This window comes from Streptomyces fumanus, assembly GCF_014655295.1.
In the GTDB taxonomy this organism is placed as follows: domain Bacteria; phylum Actinomycetota; class Actinomycetes; order Streptomycetales; family Streptomycetaceae; genus Streptomyces; species Streptomyces fumanus.
The window spans coordinates 229,209-241,592 of record NZ_BNBI01000008.1; the positions used below are offsets into that span (position 1 = coordinate 229,209).

Consider the following 12,384-nt stretch of genomic DNA (forward strand, 5'->3'; position numbering starts at 1 on the left):
CTCCCTGCGCGCTGGACAACGTTGTCAATTCCTGTGCGCAAGGTCCAGTAGTGGGGCAAGTGGCAGGGGATGTCAAGGTGTTGACGACGGTGTTCAGGGGCGATGTCGGCAATTCTTCCGGCCGACGGCACTTCCGCCACACATATGTCCGTCAGGTCTCAACTCGGAAAAGACCCATGGCCAACCTTGCGTTCGATCTTGCTCCGCTGGCGGAAAGTGGACTATACCTGTCGGCCACCGGGAGATCCTCAGTACCGGGCCCGTACGTACGATCCGCACTGCCTGCACGAACCAGCTCGACCCGATCGCGGTGCCGGGACGGATGATCCGGTTCACCGCCTGAGTCCTGGAGAAGGCGAGGACTTGAGCATGGGATCCACGTCCGCCGAGAAGTCCGCCGAGCACCACGGCCCCACCGGCGTCGGCCGCCGCGATCTGATCAAGAGGTCGGCCGCGCTCGGTCTGATCTCGGTCCCCACGATGAGTTTCCTGTCCGCCTGCGCCAGCGGCGGCGGCGGTGACGACCAGGACAAAGCGGAGGCGGGCGAGAAGACCGCCAAGAATCCCCTGGGCGTCAACAACAGCGCCCAGATGGAATTCGTCCTCTTCGACGGCGGTTTCGGCAAGGAGTACGCCGAGGACGCGGTGAAGATCTACCAGAAGAACTTCCCCAAGGCGACGGTGAAGTTCTCCGCCACCCAGAAGATCCAGTCCACCCTCCAGCCCCGTTTCAACCAGGGCACCCCGCCGGACCTCATCGACAACTCCGGCGCCGAGCAGATGGACATGGGCGTCCTGGTCGGCAAGAACCAGCTCGCCGACCTCACCCCGCTGCTCGACGCGCCCTCCTACGACGACCCGGCCAAGAAGGTCCGCGACACCCTGCGCCCCGGCATCGTGGAGATGGGCCAGTTCGACGGCGACAAGGTGTGGATCCTGTACTACGCCTACACCGTGTACGGCGTCTGGTACTCGCGCAAGGCGCTGGACTCGCTGGACGCGGAGTACCCGAAGACCTGGGACGAGATGCTCGCGGTCTGCGCCAAGGCCAAGAAGAAGGGCATGGCGGGCTGGACGTACGCGGGCAAGTACCCGTACTACATCCCCTTCTCGCTCTACCCGATGATCGCCAAGGTCGGCGGCGCCGAGGTGCTGGACGCCATCGACAACCTGGAGCCGAACGCCTGGAAGCACCCGGCGGTCAAGGCGTGTTTCGAGGCGTACTACGAGCTGTACCGCAAGGGGTACGTCCTCAAGGGCACCCCCGGCCTGGACCACATCCAGTCGCAGACCGCCTGGGCCAAGGGCGACGCCCTGTTCCTGCCCAACGGCTCCTGGGTGGAGAACGAGTCGGCGAAGGTCATCCCCGCCGACTTCGACCTCGCCGTCGCCGCGCCGACCGGCCTGGACTCCTCCGACAAGCTGCCGTTCGGCACCATCTGGGCCTCCGGCGGCGAGCCCTTCGTGGTGCCCGCCAAGGCGAAGAACGGCACCGGCGGCATGGAGCAGTTGCGGATCATGCTCGGCGAGGCGTCCTCGAAGAACTTCACCGCCAAGGTGAAGTCGCTGACCGCGTTCAACGGCGGCACCGACGGCATCGAACTGACCCCCGGCCTGAAGTCCGGCGTCGAGGCCCTGGACCTGGCCGGCGACAACGTGGTGAACCCGCGCATCCAGGACTGGTACGTCAAGCTCCAGAAGGAGCAGATCGGCGTCGGCGGCCTGGGCGAGATGATGGCCGGCCGGCTCACCCCGGCCGAGGCCGTCAAGAAGATCCAGGCGTACGCCGACGAGGCCGCCAAGGACTCGTCGATCAAGCACTACAAGCACCAGTGAGGGAGCGCCGGCGGGGCCCGGCCGGCGCGGACAGGCCGGCCGGGCCCCGGTGGCGCGGACCGCGCGCAGATCGGGGTCGGTAGCAATGCAGCACGGCAAGTACCGGTTCATCGTGGGGTTCCTGGCGCTGCCGCTGGGGGTGTACGCGCTCTTCGTCGTCTGGCCGTTCGTCCAGTCCATCTATTACTCGTTCACGGACTGGACCGGGCTGAGCCCCGACTTCAAGATGGTCGGCTTCGACAACTACTCGCGGATGCTCGACGACGACATCTTCTGGAAGTCGCTGTGGCACAGCGTGCTGTTCGCGCTGCTGGTGCCCCTGGTGACGCTCGGCCTGGCGCTGTTCCTGTCGTTCATGATCAACGTGGGCGGCCGGCACCGCCGGGGCGGCCCGGTGATCACCGGGGTCCGCGGCTCCGCCTTCTACAAGATCGTCTACTTCTTCCCGCAGGTGCTCTCCATCGCCATCGTGGCCCTGCTGTTCCAGTTCGCGTACAACCCGGACAGCGGGGCGATCAACTCCCTGCTGCGCGGCATCGGGCTGGACGGGGTGCAGCCGCTGTGGCTGGGGGACCCGGACCTGGCGCTGTGGTGCGTGACGGGGGTGCTGGTGTGGTCCACGGTCGGCTTCTTCGTGGTGCTGTTCTCGGCCGGCATGGCCTCCATCCCGGCCGACCTGTACGAGGCCGCGCTGCTGGACGGGGCGGGCCGGGCGGTCACCTTCTTCCGGGTCACCCTGCCGCTGCTGTGGGACACCGTGCAGTCCGGCTGGGTCTACATGGGCATCCTGGCGCTGGGCGCCGAGTCCTTCGCGGTCGTGCAGATCATGACGACCGGGCCGGGCGGCCCCGACTACTCGACCACCGTCATGGTCCTGTACGTGTACCAGAAGGCGTTCCGTGACGGCCAGGCCGCCTATGCCACGACCATCGGCGTCGCCCTGCTCGTCGTCACGCTGGCCTTCGCGGCGCTGGTGATGAGGCTGGGCCGGCGCGAGCGGCTGGAGTACTGAGGATGAAGACGACCGACGCTCCCGCTCCGGCTCCGGTGAAGGAGCGGCCGGCCCCCGCACGGCCGGCCAAGGAGGGCACCACCCTCAACGTGTTCTCGCACGGCATGCTCGTCCTGTGGGCGGTCATGGTCGTGCTGCCGCTGGTGTGGGCGGTGATGACCTCCTTCAAGGACGACGCCTCGATCTTCCGCTCGCCCTGGTCGCTGCCGGACAAGCTGCACTTCGACAACTGGTCGCGGGCCTGGACCGAGGCCAACATGAGCGACTACTTCCTCAACACGGTCCTGGTGGTGGGGGGTTCGCTGATCGGCACCCTGGTGCTCGGCTCGATGGCGGCCTACGTACTGGCCCGCTTCGACTTCCCGGGCAACCGGTTCGTCTACTACCTGTTCGTCGGCGGCATGAGCTTCCCGATCATGCTCGCGCTGGTCCCGCTGTTCTACGTGGTGAACAACATGGGGCTGCTCAACACCATCCACGGGCTGATCCTGGTCTACATCGCCTACTCGCTGCCGTTCACGGTGTTCTTCCTGACCGCCTTCTTCCGGACCCTGCCGACCTCGATCGCGGAGGCGGCGTTCGTGGACGGGGCCTCGCACACCCGGACGTTCTTCCAGATCATGCTGCCGATGGCCAAGCCCGGCCTGATCAGCGTCGGCATCTTCAACTTCCTGGGGCAGTGGAACCAGTACATGCTGCCCACGGTGCTGAACACCGACCCGGACAAGCGCGTCCTCACCCAGGGCCTGGTGCAGCTCGCCGTCAGCCAGGGGTACAAGGGGGACTGGTCGGGCCTCTTCGCGGGCCTGGTGATGGCGATGCTGCCGGTGCTGGCGGCGTACGTGATCTTCCAGCGGCAGGTGGTCCAGGGGCTGACGGCGGGTGCCTTGAAGTAACCCCTTGACGCCGGCCCGGTGTGCCGCTCCCGATGCCTCGGGGGCGGCACACGGCTGTCCGGAGCCGGGTACCCGGATGCGGTTCAACCTCTTGACGGGAGGCGACCCGAACGGCTCAGCTTAGAGTTCACTAGTTGGACATGGACGGGACCTCATCGAAGCGGTCCCGCGCGCAGGAGGTCGTCGTGGAGACTCCGGGGTCGCAGTCGTCGCTGCACCGAGCCAACCTGGAGCGGGTGGTACGAGCCGTACGGCTGGCCGGATCGCTGACGCAGGCGGAGATCGCGAGGACGACGGGACTCTCCGCGGCGACCGTCTCCAACATCGTGCGGGAGCTGAAGGACGGCGGCACGGTCGAGGTCACGCCCACCTCGGCGGGCGGCCGGCGGGCCCGCAGCGTCTCGCTGAGCGGGGACGCCGGCATCGTGATCGGGGTGGACTTCGGCCACACCCATCTGCGGGTCGCGGTCGGCAACCTCGCCCACCAGGTGCTGGCCGAGGAGTCCGAGCCGCTGGACGTGGACGCCTCCGCGACCGAGGGCTTCGACCGGGCCGAGGAACTGGTCAAACGGCTGATCGAGGTGACCGGCGTCGACCCCGCCAAGCTGGCCGGGGTGGGGCTGGGCGTGCCCGGCCCGATCGACGTGGAGTCCGGGACGCTGGGCTCGACCGCGATCCTGCCCGGCTGGGGCGGCACCCGGCCCGCCGAGGAGCTGCGGGGGCGGCTCGGCGTGCCGGTGCACGTGGACAACGACGCCAACCTCGGCGCCCTGGGCGAGCTGGTCTGGGGGAGCGGCCGGGGGGTGCGGGACCTGGCGTACATCAAGGTCGCCAGCGGTGTCGGGGCCGGCCTGGTGATCGCCGGGAAGATCTACCGGGGGCCCGGCGGCACGGCGGGCGAGATCGGGCACATCACCCTGGACGAGGCCGGCCCGGTCTGCCGCTGCGGCAACCGCGGCTGCCTGGAGACCTTCACGGCGGCGCGCTACGTCCTGCCGCTGCTCCAGCCCAGCCACGGCACCGAGCTGACCATGGAGGGCGTGGTCCGGCTGGCCCGGGACGGCGACCCCGGGTGCCGCCGGGTGATCGCCGACGTCGGCCGGCACATCGGCAGCGGCGTCGCCAATCTCTGCAACCTGCTGAACCCCAGCCGGGTCGTGCTCGGCGGCGATCTGGCGGAGGCGGGGGAGCTGGTGCTGGGCCCCATCCGGGAGTCCGTGGGCCGGTACGCCATCCCCAGCGCGGCGCGTCAACTCTCCGTGCTCCCCGGGGCACTTGGCGGCCGTGCCGAGGTGCTCGGCGCGCTCGCCCTGGCGCTGAGCGAGATGGGCGATTCGACCCTTCTCGACGGTAGTGCGACGGGCTCGCTGCCCACCGCCACCCCCGCCTTCACTTAGAGAACGGATGGCACCGTTGCCATCTCGTTAAGGATTTACTTCTTGACGTCGCACGTGCGGCCGAGTTGACTTCCAGCCACCTCGGCCGCAACGACGCGGCCTCGTCAGGGAGGTTTCTGAAGTGAACACGCGTATGCGTCGTGCCGCCGTAGCCGTTGCCGCCACCGCGATGGCCGTCTCGCTCGCCGCCTGTGGCAGCGCCAAGGAGTCCGGCGACGGCGACAAGTCCTCGGACTCGGCCGCCAAGAAGGGCGACGCCATCAAGGTCGGCCTGCTGCTGCCGGAGAACCAGACCGCTCGTTACGAGAAGTTCGACAAGCCCTTGATCGAGAAGAAGGTCAAGGAGCTGACGAACAACAAGGGCAAGGTCGTCTACGCCAACGCCAAGCAGGACGCCAGCCTGCAGAACCAGCAGGTCGACACGATGGTGACCAACAAGGTCGACGTGCTGATCGTGGACGCGGTGGACTCCAAGGCCATCGCGGGCTCGGTGAAGAAGGCCAAGGAGGCCGGCATCAAGGTCGTGGCCTACGACCGCCTGGCCGAGGGCCCGATCGACGCCTACACCTCGTTCGACAACGTGACGGTCGGCAAGACCCAGGGCGAGGCCCTCCTGGAGGCCCTCGGCGACAAGGCCAAGGACGGCCAGATCGTCATGATGAACGGCTCGGCCACCGACCCGAACGCCAAGCAGTTCAAGGACGGCGCCCACTCCGTGCTCGACGGCAAGGTCAAGATCGGCCGCGAGTACGACACCAAGGAGTGGAAGCCGGAGAACGCCAACGCCAACATGGAGGGCGCCATCTCCGCCCTCGGCAAGGACAAGATCGTCGGCGTCTACTCCGCCAACGACGGCATGGCGGGCGGCATCATCACCGCCCTGAAGGCGGCCGGCATCGACGACATCCCGGTCACCGGCCAGGACGCCGAGCTCAACGGCGTGCAGCGCATCGTCACCGGCGAGCAGTACATGAGCGTCTACAAGCCCTACCCGCAGGAGGCGGACGTCGCCGCGGAGATGGCCGTCGCCCTCGCCCAGGGCAAGTCGCTCGACTCCATCGCCAAGGACACGGTCGACAGCCCCACCACCAAGGGCGTCCCGTCCGTCCTCGTCCCGGTCGTCTCGCTGACCCAGGACAACATCAAGGACACCGTCGTCAAGGACGGCATCTACACCATCGACGAGATCTGCGGCGGCAAGTACAAGTCCGCCTGCGACAAGATCAAGCTCAGCTAAGGCCGCCCCCGCCTCCCGTACCCATGACCCGTACGGGAGCAGGCCGCACCAGCTCCTCCGGCGCCCCGCACACATCAGCCCCGCAAGCTAGGCGGGGCGCCGGACGGAACACCGGCGGGCACCCCCCGCCCACCCCCAACTTTCTGCACTACCTTCCGCCGGGTCAGGCGGCGAAGGAGATGGTTCACGTGTCCGCTACGCCCGTGCTGGCGTTGCGCGGGGTCTCCAAGCGATTCGGTGCCGTCCAGGCGCTCACCGACGTCGAGCTTGAGGTCCACGCCGGTGAAGTGGTCGCCCTGGTGGGCGACAACGGCGCCGGAAAGTCCACGCTGGTCAAGACGATCGCCGGCGTGCACCCCATCGATGAAGGCGCCATCGAGTGGGACGGCAAGGCCGTCACGATCAACAAGCCGCACGACGCCCAGAACCTGGGCATCGCGACCGTCTACCAGGACCTCGCGCTGTGCGACAACATCGACGTGGTCGGCAACCTCTACCTGGGCCGGGAGATCCGCAAGCGCGGGGTCCTGGACGAGGTGGAGATGGAGCGCCGCTCCCGCGAGCTGCTGGACACGCTGTCCATCCGCATCCCCAGCGTCCGCATCCCGATCGCCTCGCTCTCCGGCGGTCAGCGCCAGGTGGTGGCCATCGCCCGCTCCATGCTGGGCGAGCCCAAGCTCGTCATCCTCGACGAGCCGACCGCCGCCCTCGGCGTCGAGCAGACCGCCCAGGTCCTCGACCTGGTCGAGCGGCTGCGCGAGCGCGGCCACGCCGTCATCCTCATCAGCCACAACATGGCCGACGTCAAGGCCGTGGCCGACAAGGTCGCCGTGCTGCGCCTCGGCCGCAACAACGGCGTCTTCGAGGTCAAGTCGACCTCGCAGGAAGAGATCATCTCCGCCATCACCGGCGCCACGGACAACGCCGTGACCCGCCGTGCGGCGCGCACCACTGGGGAGGTCCAGAAGTGAGCATCGACAAGACCTCCACGCCCGCCGACGAGAGCGCCGTGGAGAACCCGGAGGCCGCCTCCGCCGCCGTGACCGTCGTCGACCCCCGGCTGCTCGTGCGCGAGCAGGGCTTCGCCGGCTACCTCGGCGAGTTCAAGCGGAAGATGAAGTCCGGCGACCTGGGGTCCATACCCGTGGTCGTGGGCCTGGTGGTCATCTGGCTGATCTTCCAGAGCCTGAACTCCAACTTCCTCACCGCCGGCAACCTCTCCGACATGTCGGTGGCCATGGTCGGCACCGGCATGATCGCCGTCGGCATCGTCTTCGTGCTGCTGCTCGGCGAGATCGACCTGTCGGTCGGCTCGGTCAGCGGTGTCGCCGGCGCCGTCTTCGCGGTGCTCGCCGTCAACCAGGGCATGAACGAGTGGCTGGCGTTCGTGCTGGCCATCCTCACCGGCACGGTGGCCGGCGCGCTGCACGGCTTCTTCTTCGCCAAGATCGGCGTCCCGGCCTTCGCGGTCACCCTGGCCGGCCTGCTGTTCTGGAACGGCTTCATGCTCCAGGTGCTCGGCGACAACGGCACCATCAACCTCGACTCCGAGGGCGTCGTCGCCAAGCTGACCAGCTACTACTTCTCCGATGTCGCCGCCGCCTACGGGCTCGCGGTCGTGGTGACGGCCGGCTACTTCCTCAGCGCCTACTTCGGCAACCGCCGCCGGGAGGCCGTGGGCGTGCCGTCCCGGCCGCTGAGCGAGATCATCGCGCGGACCGTGCTGCTGGCGGTCCTGGCCTTCGCCGTGGCGATCGTCTTCAACCAGTACAAGGGCCTGCCGCTGGCCGTGCTGATCTTCGTCCTGGTGCTGCTGCTCACCGACTTCGTGCTGCGCCGCACCGCCTACGGCCGCAAGGTCTTCGCGCTCGGCGGCAGCGTCGAGGCGTCCCGCCGCGCCGGTATCAACGTGACCGCCGTGCGCATCTCGGTCTTCGCGATCTCCGGCACCTTCGCCGCCCTCGGCGGTCTCTTCATCGCCTCCAAGATCGCCTCGGCCAACCAGGGCGCCGGCGCCGGCGACCTGCTGATGAACGCGATCGCCGCGGCGGTGATCGGCGGCACCTCGCTGTTCGGCGGCCGCGGCCGCACCTGGAACGCGCTGCTCGGTGTGATGGTCATCATCTCGATCCAGTACGGCCTCGCCCTCCAGGGCGTCGCCTCGCCGGTCCAGTACATGATCACCGGTGGGGTGCTGCTGGTGACCGTCGTCATCGACGCGGTGACCCGCAAGACCCAGAAGACGGCGGGCCGCGCCTGACCACGCCGTTTCCCGAGACCTGTGCCCGGCACCAATGGCGGTGCCGGGCACAGCCGTGCCGTGGCACCGCCGGTGACCGGGCGGAGCCGAACGCGTGACGTACGACGCACCGCCCGGACACGCGCCGCCGGGGCGGAACATTAGACTCGACAGGCCCGGCAACAGCTCGAACAGCTCTACTGCAAGGAGGCACGGGTGCCGCTGCTGACCCGCATCGGGGGACCGCGCGATCTGGACCGGCTCAGCCTGGAGGAGCTTCAGGAGCTGGCCGGGGAGATCCGGACCTTCCTCGTCGACGCCGTCTCCAAGACCGGCGGCCACCTCGGCCCCAACCTCGGTGTGGTGGAGCTGACCCTCGCCCTGCACCGGGTCTTCGAGTCGCCCAGGGACAAGGTGCTCTGGGACACCGGCCACCAGTCCTACGTGCACAAACTGCTCACCGGCCGGCAGGACTTCTCCCGGCTGAAGATGAAGGGCGGCCTGTCCGGCTACCCCTCGCAGGCGGAGTCCGAGCACGACGTCATCGAGAACTCCCACGCCTCCACCGTCCTCGGCTGGGCCGACGGCATCGCCAAGGCCAACCAGGTCCTGAACCGGGACGACCACGTCGTCGCGGTGATCGGCGACGGCGCCCTGACCGGCGGCATGGCCTGGGAGGCGCTGAACAACATCGCCGCCGCCAAGGACCGCCCCCTGGTCATCGTCGTCAACGACAACGAGCGCTCCTACGCGCCGACCATCGGCGGCCTCGCCAACCACCTGGCGACCCTGCGCACCACCGACGGCTACGAGCGCTTCCTGGCCCGCACCAAGGAGGTCCTGGAGCGCACCCCGGTGGTCGGCCGCCCGCTCTACGACACCCTGCACGGCGCCAAGAAGGGCCTGAAGGACTTCATCGCCCCGCAGGGCATGTTCGAGGACCTGGGCCTGAAGTACGTCGGCCCCATCGACGGCCACGACATCGAGGCCCTGGAGTCCGCGCTGACCCGTGCCAAGCGGTTCGGCGGCCCGGTCATCGTGCACTGCCTCACCGAGAAGGGCCGCGGCTACCAGCCCGCCCTCGCCGACGAGGCCGACCGCTTCCACGCCGTCGGCAAGATCCACCCCGACACCGGCCTGCCGATCTCCACCTCCGGCGCCGACTGGACCTCCGTCTTCGGCGAGGAGATGGTCCGGCTCGGCGAGGAGCGCCCGGACATCGTCGCCATCACCGCCGCCATGCTCCAGCCGGTCGGCCTGGACCGGTTCGCCAAGCGCTTCCCCGACCGGGTCTACGACGTCGGCATCGCCGAGCAGCACGGCGCCGTCTCCGCCGCCGGCCTCGCCCACGGCGGACTCCACCCGGTCTTCGCCGTCTACGCCACCTTCCTCAACCGGGCCTTCGACCAGGTCCTGATGGACGTGGCCCTGCACAAGTGCGGCGTCACCTTCGTCCTGGACCGGGCGGGCATCACCGGCACCGACGGCGCCTCGCACAACGGCATGTGGGACATGTCGATCCTCCAGGTCGTCCCCGGTCTGCGGCTGGCCGCCCCGCGCGACGCCGACCAGGTCCGCGCCCAGTTGCGGGAGGCCGTCGCCGTGGACGACGCCCCGACCGTGGTCCGCTTCTCCAAGGGCGCCGTCGGCCCCGCCGTCCCCGCCGTCGGCCGGGTCGGCGGCATGGACGTGCTGCGCGAGGCCGGCACCGACCGGCCCGACGTACTGCTGGTCTCCGTCGGCGCGCTCGCCCCGATGTGCCTGGAGGTGGCCGGCCTGCTGGAGCGGCAGGGCATCTCCACCACCGTCGTCGACCCGCGCTGGGTCAAGCCCGTCGACGAGGCCCTGGCCCCGCTCGCCGAGCGGCACCGCGTGGTCGTCACCGTCGAGGACAACTCCCGGGTCGGCGGTGTCGGCTCGGCCATCGCCCAGGCCCTGCGGGACGCCGGCGTCGACGTACCGCTGCGCGACTTCGGCATCCCGCCGCGCTTCCTCGACCACGCCTCCCGCGCCGAGGTGCTCGCCGAGATCGGACTGACCGCGCCGGACATCGCCCGCCAGGTCACCGGCCTGGTCGCCAAGCTCGACGGCCGCTACGACCGGGCCGCCGCACCGGTGGAGGCCGCCCGCGACTGAGGTGCCGCCAATGGGCCGGTTCCGCCACTCGTTGAAGTGGCGGAACCGGCCCATCGGCGTGATGTCCGCCCGCGCCGGGCACACGTTCTGCGCGCCCTCTCGATCCTGTCGAGGACGACACAGCGTGGGAGGTCCCGTGAGCAGCACGTTCTTCCGGACGAAGAAGGTCGAGCAGTCCATCCGCGACACAGAGGAGCCCGAGCACGCGCTCAAGAAATCCCTGTCCGCGCTCGATCTCACCGTCTTCGGCGTCGGTGTCGTCATCGGCACCGGCATCTTCGTCCTCACCGGCACCGTCGCCAAGAACAACGCCGGCCCCGCCACGGCCCTGGCCTTCGTGGTGGCCGGCGTGGTCTGCGCGCTGGCCGCGCTCTGCTACGCCGAGTTCGCCTCCACCGTCCCGGTGGCCGGATCGGCGTACACCTTCTCCTACGCCTCGCTCGGTGAGCTGCCCGCCTGGATCATCGGCTGGGACCTGGTACTGGAGTTCGCGCTCGGCACGGCGGTGGTCGCCGTCGGCTGGTCCGGGTACATCCGCTCGCTGCTGGACAACGCGGGCTGGCAGATGCCGGCCGCGCTCGGCGGGCGGGACGGCGCCGACGGGTTCGGCTTCGACATCCTGGCCGCCGCCCTGGTGCTGGCCCTCACCGGCATCCTCGTCCTCGGCATGAAGCTCTCCGCGCGGATCACCTCCATCGTCGTCGCCATCAAGGTCGCCGTCGTCCTCGTCGTCATCATCGCGGGCGCCTTCCTGATCAAGGGCGCCAACTACGACCCGTTCATCCCCGCGTCCAAGCCCGTGGAGGCGGGCGGCGGGCTGCACTCCCCGCTCATCCAGTTGATGTTCGGCTGGGCCCCGTCCAACTTCGGCGTGATGGGCATCTTCACCGCCGCCTCCGTGGTCTTCTTCGCCTTCATCGGCTTCGACATCGTCGCCACCGCCGCCGAGGAGACCCGCAACCCCCAGCGCGACATGCCCCGCGGCATCCTCGGCTCGCTCGCCATCTGCACCGTCCTGTACGTCGCGGTGTCCATCGTCGTCACCGGCATGCAGCACTACAGCGAGCTCTCGGTGGACGCCCCGCTCGCCGACGCGTTCAAGGCGACCGGGCACCCCTTCTTCTCCGGCGTGATCAGCTTCGGCGCCGCGGTCGGCCTCACCACCGTCTGCATGATCCTGCTGCTCGGCCAGACCCGGGTGTTCTTCGCGATGAGCCGGGACGGACTGCTGCCCCGCTTCTTCTCCCGGGTCCACCCCAAGTTCAAGACGCCCTACCGCCCGACCATCCTGCTCGGCGTCGTCATCGCGATCGTGGCGTGCTTCACCTCGCTGAGCGAACTGGCCGAGCTGGTGAACATCGGCACCCTCTTCGCGTTCGTCATCGTCGCCATCAGCGTGATCATCCTGCGCAACACCCGGCCCGACCTGCCCCGCGCCTTCCGCACCCCGCTGGTGCCGGTGCTGCCCATCGTGTCGGTGTGCGCCTCGCTCTGGCTGATGTTCAACCTGCCCGCCGAGACCTGGGTCCGGTTCGCCGTCTGGATGGCCATCGGTTTCGTCGTCTACTTCCTCTACGGCCGCACCCACAGCGGACTGGCCCGCGCCGAGGCCCAGCCTCACAAGGAGTAGT

9 protein-coding genes are annotated in these 12,384 nt (G+C 69.0%); all 9 read left to right on the forward strand.

Translation table 11 applies throughout. From position 1 onward, the window contains the following. Positions 1–369: 369 nt before the first annotated feature. The 9 genes from ngcE to IE316_RS19165 all read left to right on the forward strand — a co-directional run bounded on the left by ngcE (position 370) and on the right by IE316_RS19165 (position 12,383). Positions 370–1,836: an N-acetylglucosamine/diacetylchitobiose ABC transporter substrate-binding protein gene (ngcE, locus tag IE316_RS19125; protein WP_190205620.1), complete on the forward strand. Its 1,467-nt coding sequence runs from the start codon at positions 370–372 to the stop codon at positions 1,834–1,836. Positions 1,837–1,921: 85 nt separating this feature from the next. After that, entirely contained in the window at positions 1,922–2,848 is a 927-nt protein-coding gene (locus tag IE316_RS19130; protein WP_190205621.1) for a carbohydrate ABC transporter permease, read from the forward strand. 2 nt (positions 2,849–2,850) lie between these two features. Beyond that, entirely contained in the window at positions 2,851–3,744 is an 894-nt protein-coding gene (locus tag IE316_RS19135) for a carbohydrate ABC transporter permease (protein WP_190205622.1), read from the forward strand. 185 nt (positions 3,745–3,929) lie between these two features. Continuing rightward, entirely contained in the window at positions 3,930–5,141 is a 1,212-nt protein-coding gene (locus tag IE316_RS19140) for an ROK family transcriptional regulator (protein ID WP_190205799.1), read from the forward strand. A 133-nt stretch (positions 5,142–5,274) separates the two neighbouring features. Next, positions 5,275–6,378 carry an ABC transporter substrate-binding protein gene (locus IE316_RS19145; protein ID WP_190205800.1) on the forward strand — a complete coding sequence of 368 codons (1,104 nt, stop codon included), beginning with the start codon at positions 5,275–5,277 and terminating at the stop codon, positions 6,376–6,378. Positions 6,379–6,557: 179 nt separating this feature from the next. Continuing rightward, the gene (locus tag IE316_RS19150) at positions 6,558–7,349 is read left to right on the forward strand and encodes an ATP-binding cassette domain-containing protein (protein WP_190205623.1); all 792 of its coding nucleotides are present in this window, start codon (positions 6,558–6,560) and stop codon (positions 7,347–7,349) included. Next, positions 7,346–8,638, forward strand: a complete 1,293-nt coding sequence (locus tag IE316_RS19155) for a sugar ABC transporter permease (RefSeq protein WP_190205624.1) — start codon at positions 7,346–7,348, stop codon at positions 8,636–8,638. The genes IE316_RS19150 and IE316_RS19155 overlap by 4 nt, the downstream gene beginning before the upstream one ends. A gap of 195 nt (positions 8,639–8,833) precedes the next feature. Beyond that, positions 8,834–10,753, forward strand: coding sequence for a 1-deoxy-D-xylulose-5-phosphate synthase (gene dxs, locus IE316_RS19160; protein WP_190205625.1), 1,920 nt, complete (start codon positions 8,834–8,836; stop codon positions 10,751–10,753). A gap of 136 nt (positions 10,754–10,889) precedes the next feature. Next, positions 10,890–12,383 carry an amino acid permease gene (locus tag IE316_RS19165; protein ID WP_190205626.1) on the forward strand — a complete coding sequence of 498 codons (1,494 nt, stop codon included), beginning with the start codon at positions 10,890–10,892 and terminating at the stop codon, positions 12,381–12,383. Position 12,384: the final 1 nt, after the last annotated feature.